The following is an 18,877-nucleotide window of genomic DNA, read 5'->3' as shown; positions in this document are numbered from 1 at the left end:
CCATTTTCTCTATATTAATATTCAGTTGTAATAATAGGTGTTCCTACTGTTACAGTAGTTCTTTCGCCCATTCCTGCACTTCTGAGCGAAATTTGAATGTTCATCTTTCCATTTTTCGTTTTAATAGAATGATCCCAATCGTTTGTAAAACCGGATATGGAAACGAAGCGTTGCTCGTTTAAGCTTTCCACCGGTTTTGCATGAAACCTTTTTAAAAGGTTATTTGCCTCAAAAAACAAAACACCTTTCATCTTATCATCTGTATAGCCTTTGACACAAGTGAAAAATGTAGGATTTCCTGGAATTTTGTCGAAAATGTGACGGTTAAAATAGCGCTCCAGCTTCATCCATGCACGGCCATTCCAACGTTTCCCTGTTGCTTCATATATAACTTGAATTTTCGGGCTTGCTTTTGCATGAGGTTTAATAATTTGCAATGTTTCAGTGATCTGCTTATCGCTGTTGTAATAAGTGCCGGTCCACTTTTCAAAATTACCGTTTTCCAAGTAAGACCAATTAAATTGACGAAACTGTGTGTAGATTCGTTTCACTTTTTTGCTATTTTGGGGAAAAGAAAATTTTGCAAAAATTGACCATTCTGCCACATCTATGTTTTGTTGCTGAAATTGCTCCACGATTTCCTCTACGTGAATATCGTGTCTTTCAGCATTCGTTCGTTCTGTGTGCCAAGCTGACAAAAGAAAACCGAATAAAAATATGAAAATAAAGACAAAATATAAATTTTTCACCGCCATCACCCTTTCCTTATTAAAAGTGTTGCCGGAAAGGGTTTTGGCATACGTGGAAAAAGTCGTCAAGATTAGACAACAGCCTTTATGTATTCATTGTCCCTCGACATGTTTAAAAAAGATATTGCAGCTGCTGTGACCAAAAAAAATAGTTCAAGAAAAAATTGCTCACTGATGACGCAATGGCGATGGTCAATAAAATGAGCAAAAGCCTTGTCTCGACAACTCTTCCTTTACGAATGATTTTTTCAATTTGAAGAGCCTGTAAAGCCCGCCAAGTTAGAAAAATAAATACTAAATTTACTATGATGCTAATGAGCGCCTGCTGGCCTAGCCCCGCCACATTACTCCTCCTTCCGAAATCTTCCTTTCTTGTTTCACAAACCCACTTTATTATATAAAAATCTTTCCTATTCATGCACACTTTTTATTTGATTTTGTGAAAAACAATGGTTAGGCAGTTTTTTCATGTTGTTATTTCTTATAAATGAAGCATTCATTGATGTGGAATGTAGATAGGAGGTCAATTCGTTATTTTTGGATTTGCAGTTTTAGAGTTGAATGATGCGATTACATGTTGTCCATTTTTTGCTGTCAATAAAAGTAAGTTGCCGATTTTTTGCATCCAGGCTAGAGCCAACATTGCAAAATAGCCATGATCATGATTTCTTAGTTTTTTCAAAAAAGACGGCCCGAACTTAAACGCCGGGACGTCTTAAATGAGAAATTAGAAGTTCTTCTTCGCCACGTTAATACGATTGATGGCACGTTGCAGCGCCAGCTCAGCACGTTTAAAATCTATGTCTTCCTGCCCTTGGCCTTTGCGCTGCAAGCGTTCCTCAGCACGTTTCTTTGCAGCTTCCGCGCGGGCAACATCGATATCTTCAGCTCTTTCAGCTGCTTGTGCCAAGATCGTGACTTTATCAGGGCGAACTTCCAAAAAACCTCCGCTGACAGCCACGAGTTCTGTATTATTTCCTTTTTTCAGCCGAACTGCGCCAATTGCAAGCGGCGCAACCATTGGAATATGACCAGGCAAGATTCCAAGCTCGCCGCTTTGAGCTTTGGCGCTGACCAATTCTATATCCGCATCATAAACTGGGCCATCGGGAGTGACGACACTGACTTGTACGGTCTTCATATTCAGTTCCTCCTAGGGTCCCAAAATATTATACTTCAACGCCCATTTGCTTCGCTCTTTCAAGGACATCTTCAATTGTGCCCACTAAGCGGAACGCATCTTCAGGAATGTGGTCGTACTTACCTTCAAGAATTTCTTTAAATCCACGTACAGTTTCTTTTACAGGCACATATGAACCAGGCTGTCCCGTAAACTGCTCAGCAACGTGGAAGTTTTGTGATAAGAAGAATTGGATTCTTCTAGCACGATGTACAACAAGCTTATCTTCATCTGAAAGCTCGTCCATACCAAGGATTGCAATAATATCTTGCAACTCTCTATATCTTTGCAATGTTGCCTGAACTTGGCGGGCAACGTTGTAATGCTCTTCACCGACGATTTCCGGAGCCAATGCACGTGACGTTGAAGCAAGTGGATCCACCGCTGGATAAATACCCATCTCTGACAGCTTACGGTCAAGGTTTGTTGTCGCATCTAAATGTGCGAATGTTGTAGCCGGAGCAGGGTCTGTATAGTCGTCAGCAGGCACGTAAATCGCCTGAATCGATGTAACAGAACCTACGTTTGTTGATGTAATCCGCTCCTGCAATTGTCCCATTTCTGTCGCAAGCGTCGGTTGGTATCCAACAGCAGAAGGCATGCGTCCAAGCAACGCAGATACTTCGGAACCAGCTTGTGTAAAGCGGAAGATGTTGTCGATGAAGAAGAGAACGTCTTGCCCTTGCTCATCACGGAAATATTCAGCCATTGTCAAACCTGTTAATGCAACGCGCATACGCGCTCCAGGCGGCTCGTTCATTTGTCCGAACACCATTGCTGTTTTGCTGATAACGCCGGAGTCTTTCATTTCAAAGTATAGGTCGTTTCCTTCACGAGTACGCTCCCCAACTCCAGCAAATACGGAAATACCGCCGTGCTCTTGTGCAATGTTATTGATCAGCTCTTGGATTAAAACCGTTTTTCCAACTCCTGCACCGCCGAACAAGCCGATTTTTCCACCTTTAATATATGGAGCAAGCAAGTCAACAACTTTGATTCCTGTTTCCAAAATTTCAACTTGTGTTGACAGCTGTTCAAATTTCGGAGCAGGCTTATGAATTGGATCCCGGCGCGCTTCCGCTGGAATCGGGTCTCCAAGGTCAATATGTTCCCCTAACACATTGAATACCCGTCCTAATGTGACATCTCCAACTGGCACGGAGATTGGAGCGCCTAAGTCTTCGACTTCCATTCCGCGCGTTACGCCGTCCGTTGAAGCCATAGCGATTGTCCGAACGGTGTCATCCCCTAAATGAAGCGCTACTTCCAACGTTAAATCAATGTCTACCTCGTTTTCATTGCGCGCTTTATGTGAAATTTTTAGGGCGTTATAAATTTCCGGCAAATGTCCGCTTTCAAACTTTACGTCCACTACCGGACCCATTACTTGAACTACGCGTCCTTTCATGTTCCTGTTTCCCTCCTAACGTACTGTTTCAGTGATCTATTCAAGCGCTGATGCCCCGCCAACAATTTCTGTAATTTCTTGCGTAATCGCTGCCTGACGAGCTCTGTTGTAGGAAAGAGTCAGCGTATTGATCAGTTCCTTTGCGTTGTCTGTTGCATTCTTCATTGCCGTCATTCTCGCAGCATGTTCGCTCGCTTTGCTGTCAAGCAAGGCGCCGTAAATTAAACTTTCAGCATATTGCGGCAAAAGCACTGCCAAAATGTCTTCCTGAGACGGTTCAAATTCATAAGACGTCATTTTTTTATTCGCAGCGATGTCCGAAAGCGGCAGCAGCTTTTTCTCCGTTACTTCCTGCTGGATGGCGCTGACATAATGGTTGTAGAACATATAAATTTCATCTACTTTTCCATCCTCGAACAGCTTGACTGTATTGGAAGCAATTTCTTTAATATCCGAAAAGCTTATATCATCGCCTAATCCGACAATTTCTTCAACGACAGGCATACCGCGTTTTTTGAAAAAATCGCGGCCGACTTTTCCGATGGCAATCACGGCATATTCATCCGTCGAACGATGCCGTTCTTGAATCGTTTGATAAACGGCGCGCAGCACGTTGCTGTTAAACGCACCGGCAAGCCCGCGATCTGATGTAATGACAACGTATCCTGTCTTTTTGACCGGACGCTTTTCAAGCATCGGGTGGCTTACGTCCGTACTCCCAAGGGCGATGTTTGCCACAACTTCTTGAATTTTTTCCATATAAGGCACAAATGACTTGGCGCTGGTTTCCGCCCGATTCAGCTTCGAAGCTGAAACCATCTCCATCGCCTTTGTAATTTGGCTTGTCTTCTTCGTCGAATTGATGCGTGTTTTAATATCGCGCAACGATGCCAAAGGTTCTCACCACCTTTTTGAAAAATAGCCGATCATGTTTTGAAAACGGCTGTGAAAAGAATCCCCGTATTTTCACAGCCTTATCGTTCTTTATTCAGAAACTGCAAAAGTTTTTTTGAATCCTTTGATGGCTTTTTCCATTTTCTCGTCTTCAGGCAGATTTCCTGTCGAACGGATTTCTTCAAGAAGCTCTTTTTCATTTTGATCTAAATAAGCATAAAATTCTTCTTCAAAGCGGCGAATATCCTCAACAGGAATATCATCTAAAAATCCTTTTGTTAAGGTGTAAAGGATCATGACTTGTTTTTCAACTGGGATCGGCTTGTTGATGCCTTGCTTCAATACTTCAACTGTACGCATACCGCGGTTTAACTTCGCCTGAGTTGCTTTATCTAGATCTGAACCGAATTGAGCGAATGCTTCAAGCTCTCTATATGCTGCAAGGTCTAACCGAAGCGTACCCGAAACTTTTTTCATCGCTTTGATTTGCGCTGCACCGCCGACGCGGGAAACGGACAATCCGGCGTTTACCGCAGGGCGCACACCTGAGAAGAATAGGTCAGATTGCAAGAAAATTTGTCCGTCTGTAATGGAAATTACGTTCGTAGGAATGTAAGCTGAGATGTCGCCAGCCTGTGTTTCAACAAATGGTAATGCCGTCAAAGATCCGCCGCCTTTTGCATCGCTAAGTTTTGCTGCGCGTTCCAATAGACGGGAGTGCAAGTAAAAGACATCCCCAGGGAACGCTTCACGTCCAGGTGGACGGCGTAGTAATAGAGAAAGCTCACGGTAAGCGGCAGCTTGCTTTGAAAGATCATCATATACGATAAGGACATGTTTTCCTTGGTACATAAAATATTCGCCCATAGATACACCGGCATATGGGGCCAAATAAAGCAATGGAGCCGGTTGAGACGCAGATGCCGTTACAACGATCGTATAATCTAATGCACCGTGTTTACGGAGTGTTTCAACAACATTTCGAACTGTTGATTCTTTTTGTCCGATCGCAACATAAATACAAATCATGTTTTCTTCTTTTTGGTTAATGATTGTGTCGATCGCAATTTGTGTTTTACCTGTTTGACGGTCACCGATGATGAGCTCGCGTTGTCCGCGGCCAATTGGGATAAGAGCGTCGATCGCTTTAATACCCGTTTGCAGCGGTTCATGAACAGATTTCCGGTCCATGACGCCTGGGGCAGGGCTTTCAATCGGACGTGTTTTTGTTGTTTCAATCGGGCCTAACCCGTCCACTGGTTGTCCAAGCGGATTTACAACGCGGCCGATCAGCTCTTCTCCAACAGGAACTTCCATAATCCGTCCTGTTCTTCTCACTTCATCGCCTTCACGAATGTCTTTAAAAGGGCCTAAAATAACAATACCGACGTTATTTTCCTCAAGGTTTTGGGCTAATCCCATAACGCCGTTTGAAAATTCGACAAGCTCACCGGCCATGACATTGTCGAGGCCATGAGCACGTGCGATCCCGTCACCTACTTGAATAACTGTGCCGACATCGCTAACTTCTATTTCAGACTGATAGTTTTCAATTTGCTTTTTTATCAGTGCACTAATTTCTTCAGCTTTGATGCTCATGAGTTTCACCCCTATCTACGAACTTTTCGCTAAATTCCGCCCGATGCGTTCGAGCTTACTCTTGATGCTACCGTCAAAAATACGATTGCCGATTTGAAGTTTCAGTCCGCCAATTAAGTTCTGATCAATGACGTTTGTGATTTTAAGCGATTTTTTTCCGACCTTTTGCGCAAATACTTCTGAAAGAGCCTGCTTTTCTTCATCCTTCAACGGACGGACGGAGTAAACCGTTGCTTCTGCTGTTTGCTGTTCTTCATTTGCAAGCTCCACAAAGTTATCTACAAGTTCAGGAACTAAGCGGATGCGATGGCGATCGATAAGCAGAAGAAGAGTATTGATAATTTCAGCACTCAATGAAGAAAACGCTTCATTGACCAATGATTTTTTATTTTCGAGCAACACCTTCGGATGCTCTAAAATTTGCAGCAATTTTTGATTTTCAATAAACACCTGCTTTACAATCCGCAATTCTTCTTCAAACTGCTTCACTTGATTTTTTTCCTTTGCAATTTGAAAAAGAGCTGACGCATAGCGCTTTGCCACTCCGCCAATCATAACTGTTCTCCTACCTCTTTAATATAATCATTGATCAGCTTCTCTTGCTCAGCTTCATTCAATTCTTTTTCAATCACTTTAGAAGCAATAAGAACGGATAATGATGCCACTTGATTACGCAATTCAGCAACGGCTTGCTCTTTTTCGTGTTCGATTTCTTTCTTGGCTGCTTCTTTCAGTCTTTCTGCCTCCGCACGAGCCGCTTGGATGATATCTTCTTTTTGCTGTTCGCCGAGTTTTTTCGCATTTTCAACAAGCTCCTGTGCTTCGATGCGGGCTTGCTTTAATAGCTCACGCTGCTCTTCGGCAAGCTTTTTGGCTTCCGCATGCTTTTCTTCCGCAGCGTTTATTTCATTTGCAATAAATTCTTCCCTCTGTTTCATAATGCCCATAAGCGGACCAAAAGCATATTTTTTGAGCAATGCTAACAAAACTAAAAATACAACGAGCTGAACGAGCATATCTCCTGCTGCGAAGCCTCCAGCTCCGAGGGCAAATTCAACTGTTAACACGGCTTCGTTTCACTCCCTTCAAAACTTCCGTTTTCCAACTACCGGCTATATTGGGACTCTGTTACCATTCACAACATAAAGGAATGGCGAAGATGCTTAAATAACTTCGCCATTTCCTCTTTTTCACTTGCTGTCCTTTCGATTCGGACTTCACGCAAATTGATTGCATGCCGATTTCTAAAAAGCCTTTTTCAACACCAATCTGGGCAAGGCTCTTTTGAAATTTTCAAATTACGCACCAAAAGCCATAAATGCAATAACAACCGCGATAATCGGAATCGCCTCAACCAACGCAACCCCGATAAACATAGTAGTTTGAAGCATACCGCGCGCCTCAGGTTGACGAGCAATACCTTCTACTGTACGAGATACGATAAGTCCGTTACCAATACCAGCACCAAGTGCCGCTAAACCAATTGCAATTGCAGCTGCTAATAAATTCATGAATAAAGTCCTCCTTTATTTGTTTAAAAATAATTTTTTACACAAAAATTATGATGAAGTCATTTATTTTTAATGGTCATGGCTAACTTTATGCGCCATATAAACCATTGTTAACATTGTAAAGATAAAAGCTTGGATTGCACCTACAAAAATACTGAATGCCTGCCACGCCATCATCGGAATAATTGCCCCGATGAAGCCGAATGCTCCGCTAGTTGCCAAGCTGACAAGCAGACCTAGCAAAATTTCCCCAGCATAGATGTTACCGTAAAGACGAAGACCAAGCGTCAACGTGTTTGCAAACTCTTCAATAATTTTAAGCGGGAACAAAAACGGCAGTGGCTTGAAAAAGTCGCTTCCATAGGCGGAAAAGCCCTTTAATTTAATCCCGTAATAATGCGATAAACCGACGACTAAAATGGCCAGTGTCAGCGTTATGGTAGGATCAGCCGTAGGCGATTTCCACCAAAGCTCATGGTCAACAACGATAGCGAATGGTAGACCAAGCATATTGGAAACAAAAATGTACATGATGAGCGTCATTCCTAAAGTAAGGAATCGGCCTCCTGTCTGCCAGTCCATCGTGCTGTTAATAATGTTTTTCACAAAATCCATGACCCATTCCAAAAAGTTTTGCATACCCGTTGGCTTCATTGCCAAAGAGCGGGTCGACAATACGGCGATGATAAATACAATTGCGCTAGATACAAGAATCATTAAAATATTGGACAAATTAAATTCAAGCCCTAATAATTTTACTATCGGCGCTTCGTGACCCAACAAAATTCACCTCTCTTCCCAAGCTTGTCCGCAAATGTATAGAATAGAATCTATCATAATGACAATATAGATTGTCATTAAACCAATAACCACGCTAATTAAATGGAAATGTTCAGGGAATTTAAGTGCGATTAATACCGCCAATCCTGCGGCTGCCATCCTTGAAACCGTTCCAAGCGAACGTGCTGTACGGCCTTCTTCAATTGCTTGCTGTATTTGCTTTGATTTACGCACTAGTATCCATAAATTATAGAGGCTAAAGCTTGTACCAAGGGCAAGACCGAGGAAAATATCTTGATAAGGAGTAAACCCCCACGCTAACACATAGATGGCAAGCAAAAACAGCAAATATTTTTTGCTGCGCACAAACAATTTTTCTATACGATCCATAGTTACCGTTCATTCTCCTGAAAAAAATGTTGGACTAATCTCAGCATCGCAATTATTCCCGCAGCCAGTCCAATTAGAAGACCGATGATCAAAAAAACGGGTTCTGTATGCAAATGTCGATCAAGCCATCTTCCTGCAAAAATCCCAACGAGCACTGACCCTGCCAAATAGGAAAGAATGGCGGTCATTAAAGCGTATGCTCGGAGCGGATGGTGCTCTTTTTGCCGCATTGGGTATGTCCTCACAATATAAAATTACCTTATTTTCATTATGTTAAAAGGCTGTTGAAAACCTTATCATCCCACCCCGTTTAGCATACAATAGGCACCAATCAATGTCAATCTGTTTCACGTCAAAAGTTGAGCTATTTGTTAATAATATCACAATTTGTTCACAAATATTTTTGGTGTTTCTATTGACTTTTTAATATTTTTTTATCTAAAATGATTGTCGTTTCATAGCTGCTTTCTTCCCCGTCTTTTTTTGCAAAAATAAGCGCTTTGTAAACGCCGTTTGGAATGTCCTTAAATTGCCCGGAAATGTCTCTTTTCAACAAACCTCCCGGAATATTTCTTTGCCAGTCTAAAAAGCCTTTGAATGTTAAAGTGTCCGGATCATACAGGGCAATCCCGAATTCATCCGCCCCTTGCGGCAAATAAAGCTCATAATGGTACATATTCCCTTGATCGGCAAGCCCAAATTCAAATCCCATGATTTTTGGATAATTCGGTTCGCCAACAACGAATAAATATGGAAGGCGGATTGTCTGGCTGCCGGCTGTCACAACAAGTGTCCCGTCATACAATCCTTCCCTCAATGATTTTGGTGCAACATCAATCGAGACGGATACTTCTCTTTTCCCGTTAGCAGGAACCTTTACGGAAATAGGGAGCTGCCATTGAACCCCTTTTTGATAATGCGGTTTAGAAAAAACAAACGTTTTTTCTTGATCGGAGAGATTTTCAAGAGTTAACGTGATCTCTTTCTTTTTCCTGCCGATATTTTTGTGAAATTGACCGAATGATAGAGATGCCGGATAAATGAGAGCTCTTGTCTGAACAGCCGATAAAATATCGATTCTTCCCGCCCCCTGCTCAAACACCTTGTACAGCCTTCCATTTTGATCATAAAGCGGTTTAGCAGTATTCATCATAGCTGCTTTTATTTGTTCCGGCGACCAATCTGGATGCTTTTGTTTGATCAATGCCGCTGCACCTGCTATATGCGGAGCAGCCATGCTTGTTCCTTGAAGAGACATATACCCTTTAGGTATTGTGCTGTCAATTGCTACACCAGGCGCGACAAGATCGGGCTTCACTTCCCATGTGACTGTTACCGGCCCTTTTGATGAAAAGGGTGCGAGGCGATCTTGTTCTATCTGAATGGTTGTTTTGATGAACGATTTTTCATTCAATTGTTTCAGCAGCCATTCGCCATCTTCCTTTGAGATGGAGACAACAGGAAAGTCCAATTTTTCTTCTAAATTGCCGGTAAATCTTCCTTTCATGTTGTTGTAAATAATCAACGCTTGGGCTCCGGCTGATTTTGCATTTTTCGCTTTTTCGGCAAACGTGATTTCCCCGCGCTTCACCAAGGCTATTTTTCCTTTAACAGAAGGTTTAAAGTCTTTTTTCTCCCCTAAGCCTGCATATTCTATTCGTCCTCTAATTGTTGTCCAAGGGGCAGAATTGAACAAAGATTCAGCTGGTATTTTCTTTTGAAATCCTGAAAGGGTTAAATACTTTACGTCAAGCGGCGGTGTCGATGCGCCGACGGAAATTGCTTTGCTTGCAGTGCCAGGCGAACCGACGGTCCAAATGTTAGGACCAGAGTTTCCGCTTGATACAACTGCAGTTATCCCCTCTTCAACGGCTCGGTTTAACGCCAGGCTTGTCGGATAATCCGGGCCGTTCACATCATTGCCAAGAGAAAGATTTACGATATCTACCTGATCCTCAATCGATTTTTCAATCGCTGCAATAACTTGGTCTGTCGTCCCGTATCCATGAGGGCCAAGCGCTCTATAGGCAATGATGGAGGCATCCGGAGCAACCCCTTTCAATTTTCCATTTGCGGCTATAATTCCTGCTACGTGAGTGCCGTGAATTGTCCTCGAATTGTCTTTCGCGACTGTTTCCATTGGGTCTTTGTCTAGATCTACAAAATCAAATCCGCCTTGATAATTTTTTTGTAAATCTCGGTGGTTGTAGTCGATCCCCGTATCTATAACAGCTACTTTCACTCCTTTTCCCGTCAATCTTTCATCCTTCGCGTCAAAATAGCCGCGTGCATCGATGCCGCCTATAAAAGGAACACTTTCTTCAACCGTTGCTTGAAAAGTCGTTACAGGCTCTGCATGTTCAATGTAAGGCTCTTTTACTAGCTGATCTAGGTCTCTTTTTTTCCCTTTTACGGAAAACCCGGTAAACGTTTTTTTATATTCCCAGCAAATGTTTATTTCCGGATATTTTTTTTGAATCAACTCTTTTATTTTTGAAAGGTTCTGATCTGACAAAACAATGATCATTGTGACTTGTTCATCAGCATTCTCTTCAGGGATTTGTGGATGTTCGGGGAAGGTCTTTGCAAAAGCAGTTACATCAAAAACGTGGAAAATGAAGACAAAAAGCAAACAAATTCGCACTGAAGGGTTTCCCATTTCTATCACCTCAGCACTTATTGTTCGCTATGAACATCAGTTTATTGCATGAAAAAAGTCGTTTTAAGGGAAAAGTGAGAAATTGATGGAGCGGGAATATGCTGCTCCTTATATTAATGAATTTTTCATACTATGTTAAAAAGAAAGAGAGGGCACTTCACTTCGCCCTCTCCTGTTATTTTGTACCAAATAAACGGTCTCCTGCATCTCCTAAACCTGGTACGATATAGCCATGGTCGTTTAATTTCTCATCAAGAGCGGCAATGTAAATATCGACATCTGGATGAGCTTCTTCCATTGCTTTTACCCCTTCAGGAGCAGCTACTAGACACATGAAACGGATATTTTTTGCACCGCGTTTTTTTAGACACTCTATTGCTTCAACTGCTGAACCGCCGGTAGCCAGCATTGGGTCAACAACGATGAAATCCCGCTCTTCCACATCAGAAGGAAGTTTTACATAGTATTCTACAGGCTTTAATGTTTTCGGATCCCGATATAACCCGATATGGCCGACTTTTGCGGCAGGAATCAGTTTCAAAATGCCGTCAACCATTCCTAGCCCCGCACGCAAAATGGGAATAACCCCAAGTTTTTTTCCTGACAAGATTTTTGTTTTCGCTACTCCTACCGGGGTTTCTACTTCCACTTCCTCCAGCGGAAGATCTCGTGTTATCTCAAACGCCATTAATGTAGCAATCTCATCCACAAGCTCTCGAAATTCTTTTGTTCCGGTTTTTTTATCGCGAATATAGGATAGCTTATGCTGAATTAACGGGTGATCAAATACAAACACTTTGCCCAAGTTTCACATCTCCTTTTCTTTTGCCTCAATAGATTTTACAGAAAAAATTTTTGAGTTTCAACATTTTCATCAACCTTTTTCGCCAACATTCCAAACGATGAAATCCATTTTAAATAGTTTTAAGAGGCAGAAAATTAAAATAAAAAAAGAGCGTCCGAAGCATGTGGCTTCGAACACTCAATATTTCCTTAATAATTTGGGTAGAGCGGGAATTTTTCTGTTAAAGCTTGCACCCGTTTTCTCGCTTCTTCCAATTTAGCTTCGTCTTGATGGAATTTCAATGCAAATGCAATAATCGATCCGATTTCATCCATTTCTTCCAAACCAAAACCGCGGCTTGTGACAGCTGCCGTTCCAATACGGATTCCGCTTGTAACAAAAGGCGATTCAGGATCGTATGGAATCGCGTTTTTATTCACAGTAATGCCGATTTCGTCCAAAACATGTTCAGCAACTTTTCCGGTTAATTGCAAGTTGCGGACATCAACTAAAATCAAATGGTTATCTGTTCCTCCAGATACTAAAGTCAGTCCTTCTTCTTTTAATTTTTCTGCCAGCCGCTTCGCATTGTTGATAATGTTTTGCGCATATGTTTTAAATTCTTCTTGTAAAACTTCTCCCAATGCTACCGCTTTTGCCGCAATAACATGCATTAACGGACCGCCTTGAATGCCCGGGAAAATGATTTTATCAATTTGTTTTGCAAATTCTTCTTTGCATAAAATCATTCCGCCTCTTGGACCGCGAAGTGTTTTATGCGTCGTAGTTGTTACAAAATGGGAGTACGGCACAGGATTTTGATGAAGACCTGCAGCAACAAGGCCGGCAATATGAGCCATGTCGACCATTAAGTAAGCTCCCACTTCATCAGCGATTTCCCGAAACTTTTTAAAATCAATTTCACGAGGATAAGCGCTGGCACCAGCAACAATGATTTTCGGTTTATGCTCAAGAGCTTTAGCTCGAACATCATCATAATCAATAAGATGAGTGTTAGGATCAACACCGTATTCAACAAAATTAAATTGCATTCCGCTGAAGTTTACCGGACTTCCATGCGTTAAATGGCCGCCGTGAGACAAATTCATTCCGAGAACAGTGTCCCCATGATTTAAGACAGCATAGTAAACAGCCATATTGGCTTGAGAACCGGAATGCGGCTGAACGTTTGCGTGCTCAGCTCCAAAAATTTTTTTCGCCCGTTCGCGAGCTAAATCTTCCGCAACGTCAACATATTCGCATCCTCCATAGTAGCGACGTCCCGGATAACCTTCTGCATATTTATTTGTTAATACAGAACCTTGGGCCTCCATTACCGCTTCACTGACAAAATTTTCTGACGCAATCAGTTCGATTTTCGTACGCTGGCGCTTTAATTCGTTCTGCATCGCTTCATATACTTCAGGATCCTGTTGTTGAATATATTTCATGAAATGTTCCCCCTCTAGTCTTTCATCGATTGAACGGCACAGGCGAGCGACAAAATCGTCATGCCGATCTACTTATTAATCAGAATAACCGTATTGATCATCCTTTGGCAACCCTTTTCTTTTATGTAAGCGCATTCTTCCCAAACTTTTTTTTGGCATGAATAGTTTTTAATTCGGAATTTCTTAAAACCTCGATTCTGCCTGTATTCTTAAACTATCAGTTCGTAAAATGAATCATGTCTTGTACAACTCGACCAACGGAGCTTCTATACCTAGCTCAATGCACAGGGTCGTCAAGCAGGAAATGATCGGCAACCTGTATTTTCACTAACAAAATCGCATCAAAGTTTGATACGACTTTTGCTTACAATTTCTAAAGATGGAGGGGCCCCTATACTTCAAAGAAATGATGTGCATGATTTTTTCGTTCCGCTCCACTTCTTTTATAAAAAAATAGCAGCACAAACCATGACGTAAGTTCGCACTGCTAATCTTCGAATGTTTATTTTGTATAAACTGCCCGCGCACCGCCGATAAGCTTCGGCCGGCTAAAAGCTAAGTTTACATGGGCTTGTCCGACTTGCTTGACCGAGCTTCTAACAGGAACAGCGACATGCTTTAAATGCATGCCAATAAGTGTATCTCCGATATCAATGCCTGCATCTGCCTTAATAAATTCAACAACAACCGGATCCCTCATATGCTCATAAGCAAACGCTGCCATGGAACCGCCTGCTTTCGGGATTGGGATGACAGAAACGATTTCGTAATTGCGCTTTTCTGCTGTTTCCCGTTCAACGACAAGAGCGCGATTCAAATGCTCACAGCATTGAAAAGCGAGCTCTACACCTGTTTCTTTTTGAAATTCCGATAATGCAGAAAATATCATTTCGGCAACATCCGTATTTCCGGCAGTGCCGATTTTTTCTCCGATTACTTCGCTCGTTGAGCACCCTATGACAATCAGCTGCCCTTTTTGAATTGGTGCTTTTTCTTTAAAATCGGCCAACACTGTTAAAAGCTGTTCCCGGTATTTTTGCAATTCCGGCATTCGATCATCACCTTATAAATGGGTTTCTTCATATTTTGAAATTTTTTCTATTCTATTCGCATGCCTGCCTCCCACATATTCTGTTGTCAGCCACGTTTTCACAATTTCGCGGGCAAGTCCCGGCCCGATGACACGTTCACCCATTGCAAGCATGTTGCTGTCGTTATGCTCCCGGGTTGCTTTTGCGCTAAACACATCATGTACAAGGGCGCAGCGAATACCCTTTACTTTATTGGCCGCTATTGACATTCCGATCCCTGTTCCACAAATTAAAATTCCGCGGTCAAATTCGCCTTTCGCAACTCGTTCAGCTGCCGGCAATGCGTAATCAGGATAATCAACTGATGTCTCACAGTCGCAGCCGATATCTTCGTATTCGATATTCATCTCGTCAAGCAATTTTTTGATTTCTTCACGTATGTTGACCCCTCCGTGATCTGAGGCAATTATGACTTTCACTAGATGCTCCTCCTTTTTATTTTTCATAAGTAAATCGATCGATTACTTTCTTTAACTGCTGAGCGCTTGCTTCAAGCTCTCTCGTTAATTGATTAATGTTAGAAATATTATCAGCTTGTTCTTGTACAGATGAGGCCACTTCCTGTGCACCAGCAGATGTTTCTTCGGCAATCGCTGCCACTTCTTCAGATTGCGCTCCTGTTTGTTGAATGCTTTTTTGCTGTTCGTCCATCAGCTCGCTGATCACCTTAACCGCTTCGGCAACATGCAAAATCGATTTCGACATCTCCACAAGAATTTTCTCTGTTTCTTTCCCTCTTTGCGCTTCTTGTCGAGCTGTTTTCACTTGATCTCCAATCTGTTCAACAACATTGCTTACTTCTTTTTGAATGTTAGAGATCAGCTCGGAAATTCCTTGAACAGCTTTGGCGCTTTGGTCAGCAAGCTTTCGAACTTCTTCCGCAACGACAGCAAACCCTCTGCCGTGTTCACCTGCTCTTGCCGCTTCAATTGACGCGTTCAGCGCCAGCAGGTTTGTTTGATCGGCAATATCGCCGACAAGGGATACAATAGTCTCCACCTTTTTGGCATTTTCTTCAAGACGCTGTACCGCCAAAATAGATTGCTCGTTTTTTTCGGCCAACGATTGAATCCCTTTAATTAAAGATTGAAATATCTTTTTGCTTTGGTCAAGTGATTGAACCATTTCATTCGCCATTTTTTCGGATACTTTTGCTTTTTCTTTTACCTGACTAGCAAGCTCTACCGTATCTTCCACCGCTTCTGCTGTTTCCTGAATAGCAGCCGCCGATTGGTCGGCTCCTGTTGAAATTTCCTTAATCGTATATGAAATGCTTTCAGCTTGTCTTGTTGCCTGTTCTGTTGCAGCATGTATTTGTTTCACCTGCTCATTTGTTTGCTCAAAATTTATTTCAATGTTTTTCACCATATGTCTTAAATTGGAAAGCATTTCATTAAAGGCTCTGCTTAAGGACCGAATTTCATCATCTGATTTGATGTCAGGAACATTTACGGAAATATCGCCATCGGCCGCTATAAGAGCAGCCTTTTCAAGCCGCTTTAGCGGAGAAATAAGAAATCCAGCTGCAATAGCTGTTAAAATCCCTGACCATATGATTCCAAGAGTCAGCGTCAAAATGGTAAAAGATGTTCGGTCAATATATTGTTTCACATACTCGTATACAACATAAATGAAAAATCCGCTTGTTGAATATGTAATAAGAGCAACAATCGTAATAAAGATGACGATTTTTAAACGGATGCTGAATTTGTATCGATTCTTGTTTTTCACAGAGTCCACCTGCCTGCTAATTTGTTTCTAATTTTGAAATAAGCTTTTGAAGCAATTGCTCCAGCTCTTCCCTTGTTTTTCTGTACTTTTCCACGGAACTGCCAAACGGATCGGTAATATCACGTATCTCCTCATCTTTTCCAACAACGAACTCGCTTACCGTAAATGTTTTTTCGGCTGCTTTAGGAAAAAATTGGCATAATATGTTTTTATGATCTTTAGTCATCGTAAATACATATGTTGCCCAATCGATATGTTCTTCCGTAAGTTTTGAAGCACTGTGCTCAACATGTATTCCCTTTTCCTCCAGCACTTTTTTTGCATTTTCTGAAATTTTCTGCCCATCCAATGCAAACACGCCTGCTGAACGAACGTTAAATCGGCCGTTTTTTTGCAAATGCTTAAAAATAGCCTCCGCCATCGGGCTTCGACATGTATTTCCGGTGCAAACGAATAAAATGTTTGTCACAAGGTTTTCTCCCTTCTATCTCTCCCTTTTGATGTTACCTTCATTATAATCAAAAAGTTCGAAAGAATGGAAACCATGAGGAATTTTTTTTATTTTTATTATCGACAAAAAGTCACAATTTTTTTGCATAATAGGCATATTTAACCAAAAAAATTAACAAAAAAAAGCACGTCCAATGACTGTGCTCAAACGATTGGTTTAGACAATACAGCTTTCTACATTGAAAATAATAATTTCAAGCCAAATACAAGCAAAATGCTGCCGCCAAAAGCTTCACTATATGTGCCGAACCAATCTTGAACCCGTTTGCCGATCAATAACCCGCTCCAAGTGAGCACCATGCTCATAAAACCAAACATTACGACGGTTAACAAAACCTCCGCTCCGTAGATACCTAGACTTAATCCTACCGAAAAACTGTCTAAACTGACGCTCAGCGCAAAAAGGAACAGGCCGATGCCGACCGGTGCAATGAAAGGCGATTCATCGCGTTTAAAAGACGAATAAATCATTTGAATTCCTAAAAGAGTGAGCAGACATCCTCCAATATACATGGCAACTAAACCAAACTTTTCCGATAGTACTTTCCCCAAGACAATTCCGATAAGCGGCATGATCATATGAAAAATCCCAATATATATACCGATGTCAAAAATTTGCTTCCATCGCAAACGAACTAAGCCCATCCCAAGGCTCACTGAAAAGGCATCCATCCCTAATGCAAATGCCATTAAAAATAAAGTTACTATTTCTGCAGCCATATAGATAACCTCCCCCGGACACGCATATTGAACGATATGCACGTCAGAGGGACATTATGACAAAGAATGGCGCCCGGTTCATTGATCTCTGTTTATTTAACTGCGCGATCTGTTTCTGCCTATGCGTGCGATGGCAGATGAGCCTTTACCATTTTTATATTTGCTTTTGATCTGTCAATTCCGCCTGTTAAACAAAGGATCAGAAAGTCTGGACTCAAAAAAACCGGCCTGAGCGCCGATTTTTGTTCAAGGCATTAAAAGTTTACCGTTCTTTTATGATCCGGTGGGATGCAGCTTTTAACAAGCGATTCATAATAGCTTGTCCAACGCCTTCCGCAGGAAACGCTTCGCTGAATAATACATCCAGCTGTTCTTCATTAAATTTTCTGAGCGAATCATACAGTGCGCTGGCAACTGTTCGCAAATCGCTTCTTTTCCCGCAGACAACAATTTTATCCGCGCTGTAAAAACGACTATTTTCTTCTGTTGTCAACATCCCGACTTTTTTTTCTTTTTCTTTCTCTTTTTGTATTAATTGTTCAATAAATTCTTTGCTTCCATCAACAATCGTTAAAGGAGCATCAGGTGCATAATGTGTATATTTCATGCCCGGCGCTTTCGGCAATTCCTCCTGATTCAGCAGCGCAGCATCTATGCGCACCGAACCGATGACTTCTTCTAATTGCTGCTTTGTAACACTACCTGGACGCAGGATCACTGGAATATCCTCGGTGCAGTCAAGTACTGTTGATTCTACGCCAAGTCCAGTAGAGCCTGCATCGACAATTCCCGGGATTCGCCCTTCGAGATCATCCATGACATGTTTAGCAGAAGTTGGACTTGGCTTTCCGGAAAGATTGGCGCTCGGAGCTGCAATCGGCAGATTTGCTGCTTCGATTAATGCTAATGCTGCAGGGTGATCCGGCATGCGCACTGCTACTGTTGATAATCCTGCTGTGGCAAGATTCGACAGACCTTCTTTTTTTGGCAAAACAAGGGTAAGAGGGCCTGGCCAAAAACGGTCAATTAATGGATCAATCCAATCGGGATAGCTATCCACAATCTCTGTTAACTGTTCTTTTTTAGCAATGTGGATAATTAACGGATTATCGCTCGGTCTTCCTTTCGCGCTATAAATTTTTGCTACTGCTTCATCGCTTTTCGCGTTTGCTCCTAGTCCATAGACTGTTTCTGTTGGAAAGGCAACCAATTCATTTTTTTTCAATAGTTCGGCTGCCTGAACAATTTGTGGAGAATTTTTTGTAACATGCTCTAAATTATCCACAATCCAATGCTTCGTTTTCATTTCGTTTACTCCTTTGCTAATACATGAACGAGTGTTATGAATCTTTCTAAGCAATAGTGAAACTGTTCAATTATTTTTCAAGAACAAGCTTTATCCACAAATTGTGGATAAAGC

General features: G+C 41.8%; 21 protein-coding genes. All 21 read right to left on the bottom strand.

Annotated features, from left to right (window positions below; genetic code table 11):
* Nucleotides 1-14 precede the first annotated feature (14 nt).
* Entirely contained in the window at nt 15-749 is a 735-nt protein-coding gene (locus tag ACVIJU_RS03020) for a YwmB family TATA-box binding protein (RefSeq protein ID WP_339193580.1), read from the bottom strand.
* A gap of 112 nt (nt 750-861) precedes the next feature.
* Nucleotides 862-1,092 (bottom strand): DUF1146 family protein, encoded by a 231-nt coding sequence (locus ACVIJU_RS03015; protein WP_162877012.1) that lies wholly within the window; start codon nt 1,090-1,092, stop codon nt 862-864.
* A gap of 384 nt (nt 1,093-1,476) precedes the next feature.
* Complete coding sequence (locus ACVIJU_RS03010) at nt 1,477-1,890, bottom strand: F0F1 ATP synthase subunit epsilon (RefSeq protein ID WP_063389011.1); 414 nt, start codon at nt 1,888-1,890, stop codon at nt 1,477-1,479.
* Nucleotides 1,891-1,918: 28 nt separating this feature from the next.
* Nucleotides 1,919-3,337 (bottom strand): F0F1 ATP synthase subunit beta, encoded by a 1,419-nt coding sequence (gene atpD, locus ACVIJU_RS03005; RefSeq protein WP_066251292.1) that lies wholly within the window; start codon nt 3,335-3,337, stop codon nt 1,919-1,921.
* 36 nt (nt 3,338-3,373) lie between these two features.
* On the bottom strand, nt 3,374-4,231 hold the full coding sequence (atpG, locus tag ACVIJU_RS03000; protein WP_066251293.1) for an ATP synthase F1 subunit gamma: 858 nt from the start codon (nt 4,229-4,231) through the stop codon (nt 3,374-3,376).
* 90 nt (nt 4,232-4,321) lie between these two features.
* On the bottom strand, nt 4,322-5,830 hold the full coding sequence (gene atpA / locus ACVIJU_RS02995) for a F0F1 ATP synthase subunit alpha (protein WP_063389014.1): 1,509 nt from the start codon (nt 5,828-5,830) through the stop codon (nt 4,322-4,324).
* Between the two features lie 15 nt (nt 5,831-5,845).
* The gene (locus tag ACVIJU_RS02990; protein WP_117016857.1) at nt 5,846-6,385 is read right to left on the bottom strand and encodes a F0F1 ATP synthase subunit delta; all 540 of its coding nucleotides are present in this window, start codon (nt 6,383-6,385) and stop codon (nt 5,846-5,848) included.
* Complete coding sequence (atpF, locus tag ACVIJU_RS02985; RefSeq protein ID WP_082830384.1) at nt 6,382-6,846, bottom strand: F0F1 ATP synthase subunit B; 465 nt, start codon at nt 6,844-6,846, stop codon at nt 6,382-6,384. Before atpF ends, ACVIJU_RS02990 begins: the two co-directional genes overlap by 4 nt.
* A 282-nt stretch (nt 6,847-7,128) precedes the next feature.
* Nucleotides 7,129-7,341: a F0F1 ATP synthase subunit C gene (gene atpE, locus ACVIJU_RS02980; RefSeq protein WP_063389017.1), complete on the bottom strand. Its 213-nt coding sequence runs from the start codon at nt 7,339-7,341 to the stop codon at nt 7,129-7,131.
* A 69-nt stretch (nt 7,342-7,410) separates the two neighbouring features.
* Complete coding sequence (atpB, locus tag ACVIJU_RS02975; RefSeq protein ID WP_327873303.1) at nt 7,411-8,121, bottom strand: F0F1 ATP synthase subunit A; 711 nt, start codon at nt 8,119-8,121, stop codon at nt 7,411-7,413.
* 6 nt (nt 8,122-8,127) lie between these two features.
* Nucleotides 8,128-8,511 (bottom strand): ATP synthase subunit I, encoded by a 384-nt coding sequence (locus ACVIJU_RS02970; protein ID WP_063389019.1) that lies wholly within the window; start codon nt 8,509-8,511, stop codon nt 8,128-8,130.
* Nucleotides 8,512-8,513: 2 nt separating this feature from the next.
* Complete coding sequence (locus ACVIJU_RS02965; RefSeq protein WP_094244712.1) at nt 8,514-8,741, bottom strand: AtpZ/AtpI family protein; 228 nt, start codon at nt 8,739-8,741, stop codon at nt 8,514-8,516.
* A gap of 182 nt (nt 8,742-8,923) precedes the next feature.
* Nucleotides 8,924-11,170, bottom strand: coding sequence for a S8 family serine peptidase (locus tag ACVIJU_RS02960; RefSeq protein WP_456687221.1), 2,247 nt, complete (start codon nt 11,168-11,170; stop codon nt 8,924-8,926).
* Between the two features lie 175 nt (nt 11,171-11,345).
* Nucleotides 11,346-11,975, bottom strand: coding sequence for a uracil phosphoribosyltransferase (upp, locus tag ACVIJU_RS02955; RefSeq protein ID WP_063389021.1), 630 nt, complete (start codon nt 11,973-11,975; stop codon nt 11,346-11,348).
* 188 nt (nt 11,976-12,163) lie between these two features.
* Nucleotides 12,164-13,405, bottom strand: a complete 1,242-nt coding sequence (gene glyA, locus ACVIJU_RS02950; protein WP_456687220.1) for a serine hydroxymethyltransferase — start codon at nt 13,403-13,405, stop codon at nt 12,164-12,166.
* A gap of 502 nt (nt 13,406-13,907) precedes the next feature.
* Nucleotides 13,908-14,456, bottom strand: a complete 549-nt coding sequence (locus ACVIJU_RS02945; protein ID WP_340882360.1) for a TIGR01440 family protein — start codon at nt 14,454-14,456, stop codon at nt 13,908-13,910.
* A gap of 12 nt (nt 14,457-14,468) precedes the next feature.
* A complete protein-coding gene (gene rpiB / locus ACVIJU_RS02940; RefSeq protein ID WP_327856149.1) occupies nt 14,469-14,915 on the bottom strand; it encodes a ribose 5-phosphate isomerase B in 447 nt (148 codons plus the stop codon).
* Between the two features lie 16 nt (nt 14,916-14,931).
* Entirely contained in the window at nt 14,932-16,227 is a 1,296-nt protein-coding gene (locus tag ACVIJU_RS02935; protein WP_066251307.1) for a methyl-accepting chemotaxis protein, read from the bottom strand.
* Nucleotides 16,228-16,243: 16 nt separating this feature from the next.
* Nucleotides 16,244-16,696 carry a low molecular weight protein arginine phosphatase gene (locus ACVIJU_RS02930; RefSeq protein WP_082829607.1) on the bottom strand — a complete coding sequence of 151 codons (453 nt, stop codon included), beginning with the start codon at nt 16,694-16,696 and terminating at the stop codon, nt 16,244-16,246.
* A 215-nt stretch (nt 16,697-16,911) separates the two neighbouring features.
* Nucleotides 16,912-17,457 carry a manganese efflux pump MntP gene (locus ACVIJU_RS02925; RefSeq protein WP_063389026.1) on the bottom strand — a complete coding sequence of 182 codons (546 nt, stop codon included), beginning with the start codon at nt 17,455-17,457 and terminating at the stop codon, nt 16,912-16,914.
* Nucleotides 17,458-17,719: 262 nt separating this feature from the next.
* Complete coding sequence (locus ACVIJU_RS02920; RefSeq protein WP_456687219.1) at nt 17,720-18,763, bottom strand: L-threonylcarbamoyladenylate synthase; 1,044 nt, start codon at nt 18,761-18,763, stop codon at nt 17,720-17,722.
* Nucleotides 18,764-18,877: the final 114 nt, after the last annotated feature.

This window comes from Aeribacillus sp. SP014 (assembly GCF_054055575.1).
Note: the sequence above shows the minus strand (reverse complement) of the source record. Positions and strands in the feature narration are given on the sequence as shown.